Source organism: Levilactobacillus paucivorans, from assembly GCF_001437125.1.
In the GTDB taxonomy this organism is placed as follows: domain Bacteria; phylum Bacillota; class Bacilli; order Lactobacillales; family Lactobacillaceae; genus Levilactobacillus; species Levilactobacillus paucivorans.
In genome coordinates, this window is record NZ_JQCA01000098.1 from 14,168 (window position 1) to 34,204 (window position 20,037).

Sequence of the window (20,037 nt, forward strand, 5' to 3'; positions counted from 1 at the left end):
TATTACTGCGTACCTTGATGTCTAAATTTTATTAGGAGATGAAGGATTTGACTACTAAAAACCATCAAAAAGTCGTTCTCGTTGGTGACGGTGCCGTTGGATCATCATATGCTTACTCAATGATAAACCAAGGTTTAGCTGAAGAATTTGTAATTGTGGATGTTATTAAGGACCGTACTGAAGGAGACGCCTTAGACCTTGAAGATGCTCAAGTCTTCACGGCACCTAAGAAAGTCTACTCCGGTGACTACTCCGACTGTGGCGATGCTGATGTCGTTGTGATCACTGCCGGTGCCCCACAAAAGCCTGGCGAAACCCGTTTGGACCTGGTCAACAAGAACTTGAAGATCTTGTCTTCAATTGTTAAGCCAGTTGTTGATTCTGGCTTCGATGGTATCTTCGTGGTTGCTGCTAACCCAGTTGACATCTTAACTTACGCTACTTGGAAGTTCTCTGGTTTCCCTAAGGAAAAGGTTATCGGTTCCGGGACTTCTTTGGACACGTCTCGTTTACGCGTGGCTTTGGCTAAGAAGTTCAACGTCGACCCACGGAACGTGGACGCCTACATCATGGGTGAACACGGTGACTCCGAATTCGCCGCATACGACGAAGCGACGATCGGCACGAAACCTTTGAAGGCTCTTGCTAAAGAACAAGGCATCACTGATGATGACTTGGCTAAGATCGAAGACGACACGCGGAACAAGGCTTACGAAATCATCAACAAGAAGGGTGCCACTTTCTACGGTGTTGCTACCTGCTTGATGCGGATTACGAAGGCTATCTTGCGTGACGAAAACGCCATCTTACCAATTGGCGCTGCCTTAGACGGCGAATATGGCTTGAACGACATCTTTATCGGTACCCCAGCTATCATCAATGGTAGTGGGTTAGCCGGTGTGATTGAAGTTCCCCTTTCCGACCGTGAAAAAGACTTAATGGCTAAATCTGCTGCAACCTTGAAGCAGGTTACCAAGGACGGCTTAGCTGCCCTGAAGTAGTCAGCTAACTTTTTAAAATGAAGGGCCTGAGACAAAAGTCTCGGGTCCTTTTTGTGCGCCGAACATCAAAAGTCGAAACGTGTGACAAAAGGCAGTCAACGCCGCTTAACCCCGCTAGCCAAACAATCCAAGACCAGGATTATTCGTCTAGCGACGTTAATGCTCGTTGACTAACCGTCTTTTGTCACACTCTTTTGTAAGTCACCTATCTAACAGTTAAACTCGTTATCCCCAGTGACGGTTAACTATATTTGCAGTCAATTAATTTTGTAGAAAGCGTTAACAACTGAGCAACAGCATTGTTATTTAATGTTGTTTGAAGTAAGCTGGAGTTATGCTATTCTGTGAGCGAAAGGACGACGACTTTCCTGTTACTGACTTACTTTAGGAGGTCACACCAATGAAAAAGAAGAAAGCCTTCGGCATCGGGCTCGTGACCGCAATCGTCGCGGTCGGAGCCTTATATGTTGGGCGAGTTTATCACTATGCCAACGCACAAGTCTTCTTCAAAGATACCCAAATTGCCGGCGTTAACGTGGGTGGCAACACTGCTGCCCAAGCCGCTGCAAAACTGAAGTCGACCCTCAAAGATCAACAACTGACGTTAAAGGATGGTCACAAGACCGTGGCTTCCTTTAGAACCCAGTCGGTCGATCTCAAGGTCACCTCACAACAGGCTCTGCGCAAACTGATCACGAAACAAAATGCCTGGGCCTGGCCGGTTCACATCACCACGGCCACCGCTGATACCATCAAGTTGAACGCCAGCAACGCCAATGAACAGAGTGTTCGGACCCTAGCCGATACGATTTCGGCAAAGGCCAACAAGACGCGGACGTCGTCAACAGACGCGTCATTCATCTACCAAAATGGTGCCTACGTGGTGACCAAGCAAAAGACCGGTAACCAACTGGACGCGGCTAAAGTCGCGAAGTCCATTACGAATGCAATTGAAATTGGCGACAGCACGGTCGATGTCTCCGGTGATTATCTGAAGCCTGCCGTCAGCACCACCGATGCCAGTTTCAAACAAGCCAAGGCCAAGGCTGAGTCGATTGCCAAGCAGGACTACATCTACAAGCTCAGTGGTCACACCATTGCCATTCCTAATCAGACGTTAGCATCCTGGCTGACATTCAAGAATGGTAAGCTAAGTGCCGACAACTCTGCTATGAAGGTTTACCTGACAAAGCTCAGTAAGAAGTATGGGACGATTTACAAGACGCGGCACTTCAAGTCCACGAAACGTGGCACAGTTTCGGTAGCGCCGGGACTGTATGGCTGGAGCATTAAGGTCAAGAGTGAGTTACCAAAGCTCAGCGCCTCAGTTCTGGCTGGCAAGGGCATGTCGCGAACTCCTGTCATTCAGGGGAGCGGCTACCACCACAATGGAGCCGATATTGGCGATTCCTACGTTGAAGTTGACAAGGTCAACCAGCACATGTGGGTCTACAAGCACGGTAAGCTTGTCGTTTCGACCGATGTCGTCACGGGTCTGCCAACCACGGCACACCATACGCCAAACGGGGTCTGGGTCATCTGGAGTAAACAGCGCAACACCACCCTTCGTGGTAAGAACGATAATGGCTCCAAGTACTCTTCTAAAGTGAAGTACTGGATGCCAATCGATGATACTGGTGTTGGGATTCACGACTCCCCTTGGCAACCAACCTACGGCGGAACTTGGTACAAGGCCCATGGGTCACACGGCTGTGTGAATACCCCACCTTCCAAGATTAAGTCGGTCTTCGACAACGTGAGTGTCGGGACCCCCGTCATCGTCTTCTAATGAGATTTTTAATAAGTGGTTATGGGATCGGTCACGACCCCATAACCACTTTTTTATGGCGACAAATCAGCCCCCAACTTGTTTTCAGTAAGTTCCGTCTTTTCGGTAATTTTCGGAAAATTAACCAAATTTGCCCCCACTTAATTGAGAAACTATGTTATTATGGGAAGAGATTATTAGAAGTTTCTAATTTTAGGAGGTCATCAGCCATGCTGTTAAAATCCCTAGTGAAACCGAAAGAACGCTTAGTTACGGTTCGCGAGGATGTCACCCTGGAACAAGCCCTCAAGATTTTGGAAGACTCGGGCTACCGATGTGTTCCAATCCTGGATGAGACCGGGCAAATCTTCCGCGGAAATATTTATAAGATGCACATTTACCGTCACAAATCTCGTGGCGGTGACATGCAGTTGCCGGTGACATCATTACTTAAGAATGCCACCAAGTTTATCTCGGTAAATGCCGCTTTCTTCAACGTCTTCTTCTCCATCAAGGACTTGCCATACATCGCCGTTCTCGATAACAAGAATGCCTTCTACGGTATCTTGACACATACCCGTCTGATGGACATGCTGTCCCAGTCGTGGAACGTTAACATTGGTAGTTACGTGCTGACGGTCGTTTCCGCCGGTGAACGTGGTGACTTAGCCGGAATGGCCAAGGTCATCACCAAGTACACGTCCATTGCCAGTGTTATTAGCCTGGACGCCCAAGAAGGCGAACTGGTTCACCGAACCATGTTCACCCTCCCCGCAGAAGTCAATGAAGAAAAACTCGACCGGATCGTCAAGGCATTGGAACGTAAAGAATTCCACGTGCCTGAAATTGAAGATTTGCGTCACGAAGGTTAGAAGAGTGTGGCAGAAGGCGGTTAGTCGTCGAGCATTAAGGCTGCTATGTAGATAATCCTGGTTTTGGGATTATGTGCTTAGCAGGTTTAAGCGGAGTCGACTGCCTTCTGGCGAACGTTTCGACACCATAAACCCAAAGCGCCACCCAAAAGGTCGTGACCCAGTCACGGCCTTTTCTGATCCCCAAATCCTGATAAAAGCTGACAATCAAAAAAGGCCACGACAAAATTGTCGTGACCTTTTTTAAAAGTCTCGCTATTGTACTATGTAGTGGATCTTCTGGGTTTATTCTTTTTCTTGCGTGACTTATCCACCAGGCCGATACTCGTCGCTAAAGCGGTATCGACTGCTGCCATTGTTTTAACATCCAGGTGGGTCACTTGCTCCCTTAACCGTTGCTTATCAATCGTTCTAATTTGTTCAAGCAAAATGACGGAATCCCGCTCAATACCGGTTCGTTCCGCCGAGATGCCAACGTGCGTCGGCATCTTCGGTTTCTCGATCCGTGCGGTGATTGCCGCCACGATTACGGTCGGACTGTAATGGTTCCCCACGTTGTTTTGGATAATTAACACGGGGCGCATGCCACCCTGCTCCGAACCAACGACTGGTGATAGGTCGGCAAAGAAAACGTCACCGCGTTTAACTTCAACACGGGCCATGGGCCGCCATCCCCTATCCTCATAAATTAATTACTGTTTAACTTGTTGTGCATTACGAAAGGTTGTTAACCGCCGTTCTGCTTCCTCTTCACATGGTGTAAATGCTCGGACGAGATCCCGGTTAATCAAAGCCATTGCCTGGTAGCCAACAATGAGTGCCAGCTTCCGGGCTGCCGCGGCGTGCATCGGAATCAATGCCTGTCGCCGAACCGTCTTGGAAATATGCAATCGGATCTGTGGACGTTTGATTTGTTGCGAACGGATCATGTTCACCCTCCTAGGTTGTTAACGTTCTTACCTCATACAGTTTACCACGAATCCCTTAACCTGGACACTATTAACCCGTCCAAATTAGTGAATGTACCGTCGTGGCAACCGGCTGGTAAAGCCGCAAGCAATCTCGTAATGAATCGTCCCACAATAGGTCGCCACGTCTTGCAACGTAATCTCCTGATCGCCATCTTTACCGATCAAGGTGACCTTTGTTCCTCGGGGACAATTGTGTGGTAACCGAACCATTAACTGGTCCATGCAAACTCGCCCAATGATTTCACAAGGTTGCCCATCAACTAACACGTGAAACCCTTGGAGCCGACGCTCATAGCCATCGGCATAGCCAATCGGAACCGTACCGACCCATTCCGCTTCCTTAGCGGTGTAAGTGGCCCCGTAGCTCACCGACTCCCCGGCGGCCAAGCGCTTGGTATAAACCAACTCGCTGGTCAAACTCAGGGCTGGTTGCAGGTGGAAGGGCTCTTGAATGGCCGTCCCCGAAGGATTTAAGCCGTAGCCTGCGACCCCATATCGCACGAGATTGTCGTTGCAGGCTGCGTGCCAAAGGCTCGTTGCCGAATTTGAAACGTGAACGTAGCGCGGCCGCCGAGGCAGGGCCTTAGTGAGCGTCTGCCATTTGGCAAATTGTTGTTTGAAGTAGGTGTCATCGGGATCGTCGGCAGTGGAGAAGTGGGTAAAGACCCCTTCAAATTCAAATTCCGTGGCGTGCGATGTCAGATAATCAACCGCAGCGACCAAGTCTGGTGCGTTCCGGAAACCAATCCGTCCCATCCCCGTATCGAGTCCCAGATGAACCCGGAGCGGTGCTGGTGTACCCGCTAAGTTCAGGTAAGACTCAGCTTCGGTCAGCCAGTCCATCGCGGCTACCGTGGCTGAGATGTGTTCCTTAGCCATCAGTGGCGCATCGGCTGGACTCGTGACACCCAGAATCAGAATCGGTTCATTAAAGCCAGCGGCCCGTAATTCCAAAGCTTCATCTAAAATGGCGACACAAAAGCCACGGGCCCCCGCGTCCTTGGCGGCCTGCGCCACCTGAACCGCACCGTGACCGTAACCATTAGCCTTAACCACCATGAATAAATCACACCCGGGTGTCAGACGTTCAACCTCTGCGTGAATGTTTTGCCGTAAAGCTTGTCGATCGATGACCAGCTGTGTTGGTCGATGTTCCCCAATTGCCATGACACTTACCCTCTTTCTAAGATGACTTCCGTCATTACCACAGTATCGGTATGTGAAATCGATACGTGGGCAATCCCCTCAAACGGTTGGCGTGTGACAATTGGCTGGCCCTGAGCGTTGTCGCGAATTTCAATATCTTGAAAACCCACGACAGATCCGATCCCGGTGCCCATGGCCTTGCTGTAAGATTCCTTAGCCGACCACCGGCCACCGATAAACTCCACGGCCCGCCGTTGACTGAGTTGGCGATAGTCCACTATTTCGTCGGGCGTCAGCACCTTTTCTAAGAACTGGGGTTGCTTCGCCACGACCTGGGCAACGCGATCCAAGTCTGTAATATCAATGCCGATCCCATAAATCATGACGTTTTCGCTCCTGTCTACTCGTCTTAAATCTGTCAATTGTCACACCACTGCTGGAATGTCTAGGTTATATTCTAGCACAGGGCAGACCGATTGACCCCCACAACTTGATCGGTTAAGGGAAAACGTAAACTAATTCAGAGAACTCACTGCTAGTCAGATCTCAAAAGAGAGGTGGCGTTATCTGCGTCATCCCTCCTGATTATCATCTTAGCTTTAATACGGTCATTTAGTCCTGACGCTTGTACCAGTGGAAGCTCAAGATTCCCAGTGTAACAACACCAATCGCCGCCCACAGACTCGACTTCTTTTCGGTCGTCTGCGGTAACGTTGTCTGCTCGGACTGGCGGTCCAAGTGACCCGTCGCGGTCGTCGGAGTCGTCTGCTTATTAGCTTGGTTATGAGTCTGGTCATGTGACTTGTTCAGAACCCCCGCTGCCCCCTGACCGCTACCAAACTTCAGTAACTTGTCAGTAGTAGTGGCTGGCTTTTTATTAGATTCATCAGGCACTTGCGGTTTCTTAACCGGATTCTTTGGTTTCTTCTGCGGATTCTTATCAGTTGTCACGGTTCCACCACCATTCTCACCGCCATCAACAGTAGCACCATTACCACCGTCCGTGTTCGGATTAGTATCAGGATCAGTTGGTTTAGTCGAGGTCCCGGGGTTATCAGTCGACGACCCGGGATTTTCCGGGGTCGTGCCGGGATCCGTTGGCGTCGAGCCTGGGACTTTCTGCCAAACGTAGGTGTCAGCCTTCATGGCGCTGGTATTTAACTGCGCGCTGGTGTACGTCGCCCCATTCGGCTGGTCCAAAGTGCCAGTCCCGACAGCTTGCCATAAGCCGGTATACGTATCCGTAACGGGAATGTCAGGTAATGCAACATTCCCGACATCAGTTCCCTGAAACGTGTTGGGTCCGAGAACCAGTTCATGCAATCCCGTCGTGTTCTGTAAGGCCGAATTGCCTTGACCACTACCGATCGTATCAAATCCCGACAGATCCAGTGAACTTAAGGATGAATCGTCAAAAAACATTTGGAGTATTTGAAGATCTGTCTTAGGGTGCCAACTACTTAAATCAAGTGTTGACAGGAGCGGGTCGTTATAAAACATTCTGGTGAAATTTTGTGAACCAGAGACGTCCCACCGACTGACATCAACGGTCTTCAATAGTGGATCATTCTCAAAGGTCTGAACGAAGAGTGTCACTTTCCCCGTTTGAAGCCCTGCAACATTAATTGAACTTAAGTTAGGCATATCCCCAAAAGTAGCTGTCAATTTCTGCAGTTCAGGCGTCTGCCACTTACTGAGATCTAGGTTGCTAATCGCCGTACCATGAAAGAGACTGTCAGCGGACTTTAGGCTTGAGACATTCCAATCCGCCGCATCGACATCGGTCAAGGAGGAATCTCCGGACAACATCTCCGTCATATCCGTGACTTTACTGGTACTTGACCCCAGCTTAAAGCTCGTGATACTAATTGGATGATTCCCGTTCTGATCGGCTATCCCCCCATACAACAACTGTGACATATTGATTACATTACTCAAGTCTAGAGAACTCAAATCAAGACTTTTTAGTGAAATATCCTCGCTAAACATATTAGACATATTGGTCACATTCGAAGCGTCCACGTTTTCCCAACCGTCAATTTCCGTAAGGTTTGACCAATACTCAAATAAGCGACTGCTATTGGTTGGAAGAACAATTTTGCCTAAGCTCCCATCAAAGACTAACTTAGTGACACTTGTTTTAAACATCATGCTATCAGTCATGACACCACCAGTAATGGTCATTACGCCATTGCTATCTTCGGTCCATTTAGCTGAGCCATTAGTACCTGAATTAATAATCGTTGGAGCAGCATCCCGCAACAGATTCATGCGAGACTTCATCTTACGTGGCAAAATAGCCGTGGCTTTCTCTGTCAAATCTGTCAGTTTATTAGTATCTGTTGCCGACTTATCAGTCAATGACGACACGTCAACCGGAACAACGTTCGCTGTCACTGATTCATCTGTTTTCTTCGTTACCGGTGGTGTTACTTTTACCGGTTCAGTCTGGTCTTCTGTATCCTTAGTTGTTTTCCCAGAAGTGAGCGTTTCATCTGGCGCACTTGGCTTGGTATCCGTCGCATCAGTTTTGGGGGGCGTTTCAGGTGCTGGTGTCCCCTTTGTCAGAACGGCTTGCTTGGCCGTCGGGTCATCCGCCGTCGTCTGAGCTTTCGTGCTACTGTCAGTATCATTGCCCTGGTCTGTCGTATCTGCATGGACAGCGTCAACCTGTAATCCCATGCCAGCAATAACACCAAGAATTGCCAACGATGTTAACTTTTGCTTAGACGTGATCCTCAACTTTTTTGTCATGTGAATAGTCCTCTCAATGTGACATCCCTAGTCTTCTGAGTAAAGTATAATCGCGGCTAATCTCAAAGTCCACGGCTTAGCACGATTATTTTCATGCGCAATTATTCCGGCCATTATGTGTCGGCTTCTAGCCTATTTACACCGGTCAACTGGCTTTTTTCTTTATTTTTGCACCCGCCAATCACCGCGCAATAGTCAAGGCCGCTACGCAAAGAGGACTGGTCACCCCAGCCCCTTTCTTCGTACTCTGTGAACTAATTCCTCCAAACATCAATTAGCTCACAACGGCCTCACGGAACCGTAACTGGGCGGCGATGATGCTCCGGGTTGGCATTTCAGCCGCCGGTAGGACTTGAATCTTGCCACCTTGCTTAGCCACTAATAGTGCCAAGTCATTGTACAAGTTGTTCTCCCGACTCAACGCCGTGGCAGTCGTCACCTCACCCGTCTCTAGCAGGTGACCGGGATGATTAGCACCCGCCTGTAGCCACAAGGTCCCTAGTTGGCCCTGAACCGCAGCCGTCGCCAATGCCCCAATGTCCTGAACCACCCGGTCACGTGACCGGGCCTTGGCGTAGGCATCCTGGCGGATCTGAGTAGCCTGCTCATGACGCAGGGCATTCACTTTCACCGCCAGCTCTGCCAGGGATTGATTGGCTGCCGCCAGATTGGTTCCCTGAACTAGACGAATCATCGGGTCCAGGTAGGCATTCTGGGAGAGCTTCCGGAAGTTCCCTTGGTCGGCAGCCCCCGCCACCAGAATCAATGGCACTTGGTTCACATTTGAGAAATGCTGACTCACATAGTTATCAACGGTCATGAAATAGTTCCGCTGATCCGCGGCCTTCCCCGCATCGACAGACCCGGTACCACTATAATGTGTCCCCACCCCAGCGGACCGTTGCCAACGACCACTGTCACGCAACTCGCTACCCAACGCTTGTTTCAAGGTTACCGGTGCGTCCACCGGTAAGTTCACTAACTCTGCGTGGCCGCCCCGAACTTGGGCAAACTCGAACCCTTCCCCATTAAGCAACAGAAGGTCATAATCCCCAGTCAGGTCCCGTGATTCCAGGATTGGCAAGACGTTGGGCCGGGTGGTCACAGTGACGGTTGGGCCAACCGCCGTGTGTAACCAGTAGTGATAACTATCCGTGGCGCCCGCCATAATCACGAGTCCTTGGGCACCCCCATTAGTCAGCGGGCCGTGTTCGTAAGGTTCAAAGGCGTCCTCATAGGTCGACCACGCACGGTTAGGTGCGACTGCCAACAACTGTTTTTTTCCAGCTGAGAGTAAGCTATTGAACTGCGTCCGGTCAATCGCGGGGACCCCTGTGATGGGTAAGGTCATGGTGACAAAAGGACCTGGCTTAGCGGCGAGCGTCAGTGCAGCGTGTAAGTCGAAGTGATTTGCCATAGTATGAAAACCTCCGTGGTTTTGTGAGTTGAGTTCCTTGCAATAAGTTATTTCATATTGTTTCGATAAGGTAATAATAGCACACAGAATAAACTAACGCAACATTAATTGTAAAATTAATAACTAAATAATGGGGTTATATAAATATACTATGCGGTTAAACCCCATTCTATCGGCGTTTATCTCAATCTATTAAGAAAATCTAAATCTCAAATCACGCAAAAAAAGCGTTAGCCGACCTGCCTAGTCGACTAACGCTTCCTTCTAATCAATTAACTTTTTAATTTAGTCTTTTTTCCGAATGGTAAACCCACGGCCACCCTCGGAACGCCGACCACCATTGTTGCTGTGTCGGTTACGGTCGCCGCCACCATGGTTACGTGAATCATGGCTACGAGAACCGTGACGGTCATGATCGCCACCACGACGGTCTTGACGTTGACGGTAGCCGCCACCACCATTACCGTTACGACGATGGTTACCGCCACCACGGTGGTAACCCCCACCGTCGTGACGTTTGCCGCCGCGCTTAGGTAATGGGCGTTCTGGCGTAATCTTAACTGGAACCTGGCTACTGTCATCCTTGGTCAAATCGTTTAACAACGCTGCAACCAAGTCTTCAGCATCAAATTCATTTAAGAGGCCTTCAGCCGTCTTGGCAAACTTTTCAGTATCCGTCTTGTTAACAAGGTCAGTAACCTTGTCCTTAGCGGCACCTAATTGGCTAACCAATGCTTCTTCATCCGAAGGTGGCTTCAATGGAAGCATACGCACCTTCGTCAGCTTTTCGATTTCACGTAAGTAGTCCATTTCGTTAGGCGTTACGAAAGTCATGGAAACCCCATGCTTCCCGGCACGACCGGTACGGCCGACACGGTGAACGTAACTATCTGGATCTTGTGGAATATCGTAGTTGTACACGTGGGTCACATCGTTAATATCGATACCACGAGCAGCCACGTCAGTCGCTACCAAGATGTCTAACTTACCGTGACGGAATTGATTCATGATTTGTGTCCGACGTTTTTGCGTCAAATCACCATGAATTCCGGCGGCATTGTAACCCCGGGCTTGTAACCCGCTAGAGATTTCATCCACCCGACGCTTAGTCCGCGTGAACACGATGGTCAAGTCAGGTGACTGAACATCGAAGAAACGCGTCATAACATCGAATTTTTCAAAGTCACGAGCGCGAACGTAGAATTGATCGATCAAGTCGGTCGTTAATTCCTTGGCCTTAATCTTCACGTGCTTAGGGTCTTTCATGAATTGAACCCCAACCCGTTTGATTTCGGGTGGCATCGTTGCGGAGAAGAGCATCGTTTGACGCGCTTCTGGCAATTGTTTGATGATGTCTTCAATATCGTCCAAGAAACCCATGTTTAACATTTCATCGGCTTCATCGAGGACTAACATTTGGACATGGTCCAACTTCAAGGTCCGACGCCGGATGTGGTCGAGTAAACGACCTGGCGTCCCCACAATAACTTGTGGGTGGTTCTTCAGGGATTTAATTTGGCGACGAATGTCCGCCCCACCATATACGACTTGGACGTTTGCCCGTTCGTTACGGCCTAATTTATAAATTTCTTCTTGGGTTTGAATGGCTAATTCCCGTGTTGGGGATACAACCAATGCTTGAACATTTGGATTGCTCTTATCGATCTTCTCTAAGATTGGTAAGGCAAATGCCGCAGTCTTCCCTGTCCCGGTTTGGGCTTGTCCAATAACGTCTTGACCAGCCAAAACCATGGGGATTGTCTCGGCTTGAATTGGGGTCGCTTCTTCATAACCTGCTGTCGTAACAGCCTTCAGTAGGTCTTCAGAAAGACCCAGTTCTTTAAACTTCAAAAATAATTTCCTCCTAATGGGTACATCGCCCTAGTGCCTCGCAAATCTTGGAAAAAATCCGTTTTCCGTGGTGCGATTAACGATTGGCTAGAGCGGAGTAAGTTCGTTTCTTCAAATAAGCAACTAAACCATCATACATCGTGCCTACAAAATAAGCAACTCCCACGACTCGTGGAAGTTGCCTTGTTGTTCGTTTATTCTTGTACTGGATCCTGTAAGGCCGCTAACACTTGCTCCAAATGAATCCCGTGAGATCCCTTTAATAAAATCTGATCGGCGGCAGTCAATGAACCCTGTAAGGTTGCTGAAAGCGATGCCAGGTCATCCGCAGCAAAATGAGTTACGGCAAGGTCTGGATAACGTTGTGCCAAGCTCTCCTGTAGGGCCACCATGTGGGGGCCGACTAGGTAGACGTGGCTGATTGCCTGCGGATCAACAGCATCTGCCAATCCGGCGTGCATGGCATCGGATTGGTCACCCAGCTCGAGCATATCACCCAAGACAACAACCCGTTGACCGGTAACCGGCGTCTTCGAGAAGGCCGCCAGCACCTGTTTAACCGCCGTCGGATTGGAGTTGTAGACATCGCTCAGGATATCCTCACCATTGCTCCCCTTGAGCCATTCTGCCCGGTTCTCCGTCAACGTGACGTTAGCCAAGGCCTTCTGCGCGTTCTCGGGGCGAATCCGGTAGACCGTGGCCACTGCCAACGCAGCCAAGGCGTTGTTGACGTTGTAAGTCCCAATCATGGGAATCGTAAAGGTTGTGTCTGGCCACTCATTAGTGGTAAAGGTCGTTGCGGTTGACGTTCCGGCAACGTTGGTGGCAAAGAGATCGTTGTCTTCGCCCTGACCAAAGGTGACCTGACTCTGGCTCAAGTCAGTAACCCGTTCACGTAACAGGGGTTCATCCCCGTTGTAAACTAGGGAGCCATCCTCGCTCAGCCCATGGGTAATCTCCATCTTAGCGTCCGCAATCTTATCACGGGTCCCGAAGAATTCGATATGGGCCTCACCAATCATGGTGATGACGGCCAGGTCCGGAGAAACCAGCTTACTGAGAAAGTCGAGTTGGCCGGGACGATCCATCCCCATCTCAACGACTAACATCTCCGTGTTAGGTTCCATGGAAAGCACCGTCATCGGAACCCCAATCTCGTTGTTGAAATTGGCATGCGTCTTGGTGACATTGAACTGCGTTGCTAAAATGCTGGCAACCATGTCCTTGGTCGTCGTCTTCCCATTACTCCCAGTGATGGCCACGACCCGCGGATTAATCTTCATCAGATAGTATTGTGCCAATGCCTGTAAGGCCTTCAACGAATCTGCAACCTGAATGATTGGAAAATCAGCGGGGGCTGTCGCCAAGTCGCGCGCCCAAAGGGTCGCAACCGCACCATGGTCAATCGCCGATTGAATAAACTGGTGACCATCGTTTTCACCTGTCAAGGGAATAAAGAGTCCTCCTGGTTGGAGGTGGCGACTATCGAACGCCACACTCGTGACGCTCACATTTTCCCATTCTTTATAATCATTGATTGCTCCCACTGCATGAGCAATTTCAGCAAGTTGCATCTTCATGTTATTAAGGCTCCTATATTCCGGGGACAATTGCGCCATCCCCGCTTTAGTTTCGAGGGGTCGTCAGCCGCCTCGTTAATCCTGTTTTTGAAATTCTGAGATTCATTATACCATGGATCGCTAAGTCCTCGCTTAAACCGCCAAATAAAAACCACCGGAAGCCTAACGTCCCAGTGGTTTACTTACGGTTAAATTAAATCCATCACGTCGCTAAAGACTTGGTTATCATGGATACTGAGCGCCCATTCACGGGTAGTCAGATCATAACGCAGGCTGGCCACTTCTCGGGAGTCAGCGTAAACCTCTTCCTGAGAATACCAGGTTGCTTGCCGTTCGGGATGGGTGATGGCACGCACCGGAATCACGTAGATCCGATGGCGTTCCACCAATTGGTCAAAAGCAATGATCATGCCATCCGCCAAACCCTGAATCAGCTGCAACAGAATTTCCTGCGGTACATCACTGATGGCTAACGGACGGGCAAAGACCCACCGATTATTGTGCATCGCGCGCAGGTGACGTTTGATGCTGACCTCCAACACGTGGTCAAAACTGTTGAGGTGTCGGTAGTAGGTCTTGTAGAACCCATCACGTAGCGTCAGATACGCATAGTCGTTCTGCAACTTCGCGTAGAACGGTGTTCGGATGTGCGTATCCATGTGCGCCAGGTAGAGCAACTCGGCAATCTCATTAGGCAACAGAAAATCCAAGTCATCGCCATGCGTATAGTCGAGCCACTTGACGGGGTGCTCATGTTTGCCCAGTAAATACCGCCGAATCTGCGTTTGCCCAGTCAGTGTCTGGAGCCGCGTATGCGGATTAATCTCAGCATCACTAGCGGATTCTGCATTAAGCAAAAGGAGCTGATTGGGAATGGCTGGAACGCCATTCAAAAAGTCAGCTGGTGATATCCCTAACGAATAAATCATATTCGTTACGGGTTCTAAACTTAAGTAAACAAAATTTCCGCGCATACGCTTACACTCTTTCCCCTGGTCTCATGCTAATTGTACTACGAAACGGCCAATTAGCCGCGACTATTTTTTACATTTTTTCGAGGCGGGCAATCCGATCGGCAATCGGGGGATGGGTGGCAAATAAATCGCCCATTTTCTTTTTATTTTTAAACGGGTCACCGATGTACAGGGCCGAACTATTCGGATCAGCGGCTTGCATTGGTTGGCTATCGTCAATCTTCCTCAGGGCATTAATTAGGCCCTGAGGGTTCCGTGTGAGCTCGACACTCGACGCATCAGCCAGATACTCCCGATTACGCGACAACGCCATCTGCGCGATACTAGCGGCCAATGGCGCCAAGATAATCAAGAGGATCGAGATGACAATCCCAATGACGTTGCCACCGGAATCACGATCGTCACTCCGCCGCCGACTACCGCCCCACCAGAACCAATTGTTGGCAAAGCTGACCAGCAGGCCGATCGCCGCAGAAAGGGCCAGGGCAATCGTTTGTAACCGGATGTCGTAGTTCCGCACGTGAGAGATCTCATGCCCGATGACCCCTTCAAGTTCCTCACGGTCGAGTCGATCCATGATACCCGTGGTTACAGCCACCGCGGCATGCTCTGGATCATTCCCCGTCGCAAAAGCATTGGGACTGGGATCATTAATAATGAAGACTCGTGGCATGGGCACCTTGCCCACCATTGCCATGTCTTCAATCATGTGCCACAGTTGTGGCGCCTGATCGACACTGGTAATCTCCTTGGCATGGTTCATGCTCATGACCACATTGGTCGACTGGCTAATCATGATCGCCATGTAAACCACAGCGACCACAGCGGCAATGACCGTGCCAGAAACCCAGTTTGCCCAGAACACGTCGCCTAATGCCGCTCCCAGTGCCAAGACGAGCAGGCCGAAACCAAACATGACGACCCACGTTCGTCGTTTGTTACTGGCAATTTGTTCATACAGCATGTTATCGCCTACTTACCTGTTATTTGAAATCGTCAAAGTTAACCTTAGGTGTTGTCTTTTCTTCTTCAGGGACCTGAAGGTACTCGCTGCCTTGGAAATTGTGAATCTTGGCAACGATATTACTTGGAAATGATTGAATCTTAACCGTCATGCTAGCGACGGAACTGTTGTACAGTTGCCGGGAGTAGGCAATCTTGTTTTCAGTGTTCGTCAATTCTTCCATTAAGTTGGTGAATTGCGTGTTGGCCTTCAGGTCCGGATAATTTTCGGAGAGCGCGAACAACGACCGCAACGTGGTCGACAACTCGTTAGAAACTTCCATCGTCTTCTGGTGATCGTCGGCTGGAACCGCTGTTAACTGGTTCCGTAATTCGACAACCTTCTTCAACGTCCCTTGTTCATAGTTGGCGTAGCCCTTGGTCGTTGAGACCAGGTTCGGAATCAAGTCATTCCGCCGTTTCAATTGCACATCAATCTGACTCCATGACTCTTGTACATAAGTCCGCGTCTTAACCAGTCCGTTGTAAGAACTCACATACCAAATTGCTAAAATTGCGATAACCACAATTAAAATTATCCAACCCATTCTAGTCACTCCTTGTCTAGTTTCTGGTAAACTCATCATAACAAATGGTTTTGGTCGAGGCCAGTATGTCCGCCTGCCTTAACCAATAATTAGGAGGTTTCCCATGCAACACATTCTATTTGTTTGCCTTGGTAATATTTGCCGTTCCCCTATGGCTGAAGCCATCTTCAATGACTTGCTGAAACAGCGTCACCTGACCCAAGAATTCAGTGTCGCTTCCGTGGCAACGAGCACCGAAGAAGAAGGTAATCCCCCTCATCCAGGAGCATTAGCCGTCATGCGTGCTCACGGCCTGGATGCCAGTGAGCATCGTTCCCGGCCCATTACAGCCGAGGACTTTGCGTGGGCCGATACCATCATTACCATGGACCACGCCAACGTCGCCAACCTGCAGCGCATGGCCCCAACTACGGCCGACCAAGCTAAGGTTAAGCTCTGTCTGGACATCTTCCCTGACCGGCAAGGCGAAGCCATCGACGATCCTTGGTACACCCACAAATTTGAATTAACCTACCAGGAATTAGCCACGGCCCTTCCAGCATGGCTGGATGCCCTGGCCTAGAGTGAAGCGGACCCAGCCACCCAGGCTGCGGTCCGCTTGGTTCGTTCTAGGGTGTATTCATCAATAGCCACGACACCTGACCGGAATAATCACCGGAAATGGCGCCACCGCCGACCTCTAACACCAGGCCCTGATTGGTTTCAGAGGAAAGGTGCGTCAGGGTGTTCACCCCATCATTCGTGTGACTGGCCACCGTTTGTGCAGCATCTAAGGCCAGGAGTTGACCGTTCTTAAAGTATTGCAAGTCACCATCCAGTGTCTTGCCATCAGCCCGTTTGAGTTGACTAGCCACCGCCTCCAAGTGCCAGCCGTTGCCTTTCTCGCGCGTGTCGGTGATCGTCAGGTCCAATGGCTGGGCACAGGCCAGTCGCTGCATGGTTCCCGTTAACTTGCCTTTGAAGGTGACTTGAGGCGTCGCCGAAGTGAAGGCTAACTCCCCAATGTAAATAGTCATCGTTTCCGTCTGTGAGTTGTGACTGGGATCAGGTCCCACGGCAGTCACCGTCAGGGTGTTGGTTTTCTTAGTAATCAAGGAAGCGGGGAGATCCACGTTAACCACACCACGTGGATCGCTGTCTTTGAGTGGCTCCTCAAAGGACTGGCCGTTGATGCTCATCTGAAGATGGACATCCGAGTTATGCCAGGCTGGATCTCCGATTTGGACGTTACCAGTAACATGCGCCCCTTTGCCCGGATCGACGTACAAACTGCTCGGCAAAGTTAACTTCAAGTCCAGCGTCGGATCAACCGTAAACTCAGGTGTTGACGTCTCGGCAACGGCTTCCTTCCCCCGAAACTGACTCGTCAGAGGCGCTACCATTCCAGTTCCGTCCTTAACTTTCCCGGTAAAGGAAAAAGTTGCCCCAGCCGAGGTTGCTGATAATCCGGTCGTGATAGGACGCGTCACTTCATTTTTCTCCAGATCGGTTGCATCAAAGGTTGTCGGATGATCGGGATCACTCGCTAAGGTCATGGACCCCGACGACAGCGCAATGTTTTTAGGCACCTTCAGATCCGCGATCACATCATTCCACTTCTCTGTCCCATTGAGGTATTTCACTTGGTAATTCAATTGAACCCGATCACGTTCACGAACCATCTTGGTTTTCGCAACATTGGTTCCCTGAGTGAGATCTGCCATATGGGTATCTGCCGACACCTCAACCAAATCGGGAACTTGGTCGAAAACGACTAAGTTATTCTCTGAAAGCGAACCTGTCGCACCAGTGAATCCCCACTGAGTCTCGTGAGTCCCGTTATCGACCTTGGACTTGTCCAACTCAACCGTTTGCTTCAGACCGGGAAGGGGAACTCCAGTCTTGGGATCTTTATCGTTAAACGTATAGCTAATTTGCCCCTTACTTGTATCCGTGCCAATCCGTGGCTCATAACGTAACGTGAAGTGATGCCACTGGTGGTCAGATAGGAATTGGAAGTTGTTTCCTTGGATTAGGCCGTTATGGTTTAAGGACGTAAAATAAGAGACATGTGCGCCAAGTCCCCAAATTATTCCTCCGTCGTCCACTCGATTTTTCCGATAACTATTACTATCTCCGGGATAATTCGACGCAATATGCGGGAACTTAATCGGATGAGTCGGATCTTGGGAAACATCAAATGAATTCCACTTGCCAGCCCCATCAAAAGAACTGTCACCATTGATGTACGAATCAAACTCAACCGCCCAACTCTTCTGAATAGCCGAGCTGGCAACCTGATCCGTATTTGAGTCCTTGGGGTCCGTATCTGCCCCCCAAACCCCCAACGTCTCGCCTAACGGCTTTTCTCCTGGCATCTGGGTTGTCGCACTAATTCCCCTCAGATCGTTTTGCAGCACGAAGGCCATGCCATCCCCGGTTGGTGCCTTCATCGGGTCTACATCAGACATCCAGCTCGCTGCACCACCGAAATACAACCACATGGAGACCGTCTGTGGGTCATTTAATTTAAAAGTATTTTTCGGTGTCGACCAGATGCTACCGACTTGGCTCTCACTGTTCGTCAGCCGGACTGCCTGAGTGTTATGTACCAGTGGATTTTGGCTATCCACGATCTTCGCATGATTATTCAAAGACGTTCCCGGTACAAAGTAATCCTGAAGTTGAATTCCCTGTGGCGTTGTTGCCAAAGCGTGTTGTAAATCTTCTGGGTCCCCAGCCAGTGCCTGTATGCTTCGCCCCCAAAGCACACACCCCAATAAAAAGCTAATCACGACGAGCCCAATCGTCTTCATCTATCCCTAACTCCTTTCTCTCCCTAGTCATTCGAGAAATTACTTTCATGGCCTTCTAGCCAAGATCATGAAAGCGTTGTTACTATTGAAATTATAGTTTCACTCATTTAATAATAACAGCATATATTGTTTTAGGACAGTATAACACGATCGTCACCGATTACCAGTAAAAATGCTGATATAACAATATTTATAAGGGGTTATGCTGCGACTAATTTTCTTTATTTATGTGCTATTCTTCTCTTACACTGGGCTATTCTTCTCTTACACTGGGCTCTGTCTCAACTTGACAGTCACTGTCTAAACTTACCGATAACTCACAAGATAATTGCCAATGCTCCTTTGGTCTGGGTGTACCGAACCATCATAGGGATCGGCAACATGTAACTGAACCATGTCCATATAGGAGAAGCCATAGTACTCAGTGGCATGAATCTGCTTGTCTGCAACAGACTCTGCCGTCATAAGAGAATAAATCTTGTTATCCTTAACAGGAATTAAGTACGTATTGTATTTGTCTCCGCTAATCCGGGCATCAATGACATAGACCGGAAGTACTTTGCCATGAAATTTATAATTAAAGACATACCGCTTGGTTTTCGGATTCTCCATCACTTGAATGGCGTCATCATCGTTCATATCTTCTCCCAATCTGGAGGCCACACTGGGCTCGTACGATAGCTCGGACTGTTCCATCCCCTTTACCAGCACATCAGAATTATCTGACAGTCCCTTGGGTAATGGGTGTGAGACTTTTCGTGGCGCGGCAAGCGTGTCTGAGCTAGAGATAGCCGATGACAAGACAGAGGTCCCACTGGCCGTTCCAACGCCACCCAAGATGATAAAGACACCAATGCCAATTAGTGTCACTTGACGAGGCCTGGCAATCCCGCGCCAAGTCACATACGCCCCTATTGCGATAATTACTGCTGCAATGAAATCCCTCATCTTATTCCTCCTAGATTTCCAAGTGTCTTTTAAAAGCCACTTGGAATTTTCTCTACTTCAGGCTTGTTCTAGAAGTAAATTGAAGCAATTAATGAGGAAACCAATAATTTTTAGGCTCCACATGAGGGTCTTATTGTCATCTCCAACCAAGCCTGAAAATACAAAGACAACAAACGCTAACAGAAATTTCAAAATCATGACGACTACTCCTCCAAAATTTCAATATCATTTTCAAACGTTCGCTAAACAAAAGCCTGCCAAGTTTGTCGTGGATAGCGTTCGTTCTCCAGATTAGGTAAGTCTTCATACCTGGCTTAGTCATCATCTATGAAGTCTCAATTCCTGTAAATGTCCAAGAGCTAATAATAGCAGACCAACAAACTTATCGCTCCATATTTTGTAAACCTCCT

17 protein-coding genes are annotated in these 20,037 nt (G+C 49.2%); 4 read left to right on the forward strand and 13 right to left on the reverse strand.

The genetic code is table 11. The annotated features are described in order from the left end of the window. The first annotated feature begins 38 nt into the window (after positions 1-38). The 3 genes from IV54_RS07895 to cbpA all read left to right on the forward strand — a co-directional run bounded on the left by IV54_RS07895 (position 39) and on the right by cbpA (position 3,641). Positions 39-1,001 (forward strand): L-lactate dehydrogenase, encoded by a 963-nt coding sequence (locus tag IV54_RS07895; protein WP_057878826.1) that lies wholly within the window; start codon positions 39-41, stop codon positions 999-1,001. A gap of 400 nt (positions 1,002-1,401) precedes the next feature. After that, positions 1,402-2,790 carry a L,D-transpeptidase family protein gene (locus IV54_RS07900; protein ID WP_057878827.1) on the forward strand — a complete coding sequence of 463 codons (1,389 nt, stop codon included), beginning with the start codon at positions 1,402-1,404 and terminating at the stop codon, positions 2,788-2,790. 209 nt (positions 2,791-2,999) lie between these two features. Next, positions 3,000-3,641, forward strand: a complete 642-nt coding sequence (gene cbpA, locus IV54_RS07905; protein WP_057878828.1) for a cyclic di-AMP binding protein CbpA — start codon at positions 3,000-3,002, stop codon at positions 3,639-3,641. Between the two features lie 263 nt (positions 3,642-3,904). On the opposite strand, the gene IV54_RS07910 is transcribed toward cbpA, so the two are convergent. From IV54_RS07910 to IV54_RS07960, 11 genes are all read right to left on the reverse strand, one after another. Beyond that, positions 3,905-4,303, reverse strand: a complete 399-nt coding sequence (locus tag IV54_RS07910; protein WP_057878829.1) for a type II toxin-antitoxin system PemK/MazF family toxin — start codon at positions 4,301-4,303, stop codon at positions 3,905-3,907. Between the two features lie 30 nt (positions 4,304-4,333). Continuing rightward, a complete protein-coding gene (locus IV54_RS07915) occupies positions 4,334-4,570 on the reverse strand; it encodes a hypothetical protein (protein ID WP_057878830.1) in 237 nt (78 codons plus the stop codon). Between the two features lie 84 nt (positions 4,571-4,654). After that, on the reverse strand, positions 4,655-5,779 hold the full coding sequence (gene alr / locus IV54_RS07920; RefSeq protein ID WP_057878831.1) for an alanine racemase: 1,125 nt from the start codon (positions 5,777-5,779) through the stop codon (positions 4,655-4,657). 5 nt (positions 5,780-5,784) lie between these two features. After that, a complete protein-coding gene (acpS, locus tag IV54_RS07925) occupies positions 5,785-6,141 on the reverse strand; it encodes a holo-ACP synthase (protein ID WP_057878832.1) in 357 nt (118 codons plus the stop codon). Between the two features lie 229 nt (positions 6,142-6,370). Beyond that, positions 6,371-8,512, reverse strand: coding sequence for a BspA family leucine-rich repeat surface protein (locus tag IV54_RS07930; RefSeq protein ID WP_057878833.1), 2,142 nt, complete (start codon positions 8,510-8,512; stop codon positions 6,371-6,373). A gap of 274 nt (positions 8,513-8,786) precedes the next feature. After that, positions 8,787-9,929, reverse strand: coding sequence for a baeRF6 domain-containing protein (locus tag IV54_RS07935; protein WP_057878834.1), 1,143 nt, complete (start codon positions 9,927-9,929; stop codon positions 8,787-8,789). Between the two features lie 285 nt (positions 9,930-10,214). Further along, entirely contained in the window at positions 10,215-11,780 is a 1,566-nt protein-coding gene (gene cshA / locus IV54_RS07940) for a degradosome RNA helicase CshA (RefSeq protein WP_057878835.1), read from the reverse strand. 194 nt (positions 11,781-11,974) lie between these two features. Next, on the reverse strand, positions 11,975-13,360 hold the full coding sequence (locus tag IV54_RS07945; protein ID WP_057878836.1) for a UDP-N-acetylmuramoyl-tripeptide--D-alanyl-D-alanine ligase: 1,386 nt from the start codon (positions 13,358-13,360) through the stop codon (positions 11,975-11,977). A 188-nt stretch (positions 13,361-13,548) separates the two neighbouring features. Beyond that, on the reverse strand, positions 13,549-14,289 hold the full coding sequence (locus IV54_RS07950) for a hypothetical protein (RefSeq protein ID WP_237756694.1): 741 nt from the start codon (positions 14,287-14,289) through the stop codon (positions 13,549-13,551). A 115-nt stretch (positions 14,290-14,404) separates the two neighbouring features. Then, positions 14,405-15,298 carry a zinc metalloprotease HtpX gene (gene htpX, locus IV54_RS07955; protein ID WP_057878838.1) on the reverse strand — a complete coding sequence of 298 codons (894 nt, stop codon included), beginning with the start codon at positions 15,296-15,298 and terminating at the stop codon, positions 14,405-14,407. Between the two features lie 19 nt (positions 15,299-15,317). Continuing rightward, positions 15,318-15,884: a LemA family protein gene (locus IV54_RS07960; RefSeq protein WP_057878839.1), complete on the reverse strand. Its 567-nt coding sequence runs from the start codon at positions 15,882-15,884 to the stop codon at positions 15,318-15,320. A 103-nt stretch (positions 15,885-15,987) separates the two neighbouring features. Between IV54_RS07960 and IV54_RS07965 the strand changes: the two genes are divergently transcribed. After that, entirely contained in the window at positions 15,988-16,446 is a 459-nt protein-coding gene (locus IV54_RS07965) for a low molecular weight protein-tyrosine-phosphatase (RefSeq protein WP_057878840.1), read from the forward strand. A 46-nt stretch (positions 16,447-16,492) separates the two neighbouring features. Here the strand turns inward: IV54_RS07965 and IV54_RS07970 are convergent, their stop codons facing one another. Together IV54_RS07970 and IV54_RS07975 are read right to left on the reverse strand one after the other, a co-directional pair. Next, on the reverse strand, positions 16,493-18,679 hold the full coding sequence (locus IV54_RS07970) for a WxL domain-containing protein (protein ID WP_057878841.1): 2,187 nt from the start codon (positions 18,677-18,679) through the stop codon (positions 16,493-16,495). A gap of 306 nt (positions 18,680-18,985) precedes the next feature. Then, positions 18,986-19,549, reverse strand: a complete 564-nt coding sequence (locus IV54_RS07975; protein ID WP_157054387.1) for a hypothetical protein — start codon at positions 19,547-19,549, stop codon at positions 18,986-18,988. Positions 19,550-20,037 lie beyond the last annotated feature (488 nt).

Coding starts and splice junctions, on each gene's coding strand:
- cbpA (WP_057878828.1), top strand. CDS start 3,000: ATGCTGTTAAAATCCCTAGTGAAACCGAAAGAACGCTTAGTTACGGTT.
- acpS (WP_057878832.1), bottom strand. CDS start 6,141: ATGATTTATGGGATCGGCATTGATATTACAGACTTGGATCGCGTTGCC.
- IV54_RS07930 (WP_057878833.1), bottom strand. CDS start 8,512: ATGACAAAAAAGTTGAGGATCACGTCTAAGCAAAAGTTAACATCGTTG.
- htpX (WP_057878838.1), bottom strand. CDS start 15,298: ATGCTGTATGAACAAATTGCCAGTAACAAACGACGAACGTGGGTCGTC.
- IV54_RS07965 (WP_057878840.1), top strand. CDS start 15,988: ATGCAACACATTCTATTTGTTTGCCTTGGTAATATTTGCCGTTCCCCT.
- IV54_RS07915 (WP_057878830.1), bottom strand. CDS start 4,570: ATGATCCGTTCGCAACAAATCAAACGTCCACAGATCCGATTGCATATT.
- IV54_RS07895 (WP_057878826.1), top strand. CDS start 39: ATGAAGGATTTGACTACTAAAAACCATCAAAAAGTCGTTCTCGTTGGT.
- IV54_RS07910 (WP_057878829.1), bottom strand. CDS start 4,303: ATGGCCCGTGTTGAAGTTAAACGCGGTGACGTTTTCTTTGCCGACCTA.
- IV54_RS07970 (WP_057878841.1), bottom strand. CDS start 18,679: ATGAAGACGATTGGGCTCGTCGTGATTAGCTTTTTATTGGGGTGTGTG.
- alr (WP_057878831.1), bottom strand. CDS start 5,779: ATGGCAATTGGGGAACATCGACCAACACAGCTGGTCATCGATCGACAA.
- IV54_RS07950 (WP_237756694.1), bottom strand. CDS start 14,289: ATGATTTATTCGTTAGGGATATCACCAGCTGACTTTTTGAATGGCGTT.
- IV54_RS07900 (WP_057878827.1), top strand. CDS start 1,402: ATGAAAAAGAAGAAAGCCTTCGGCATCGGGCTCGTGACCGCAATCGTC.
- IV54_RS07960 (WP_057878839.1), bottom strand. CDS start 15,884: ATGGGTTGGATAATTTTAATTGTGGTTATCGCAATTTTAGCAATTTGG.
- IV54_RS07935 (WP_057878834.1), bottom strand. CDS start 9,929: ATGGCAAATCACTTCGACTTACACGCTGCACTGACGCTCGCCGCTAAG.
- IV54_RS07945 (WP_057878836.1), bottom strand. CDS start 13,360: ATGAAGATGCAACTTGCTGAAATTGCTCATGCAGTGGGAGCAATCAAT.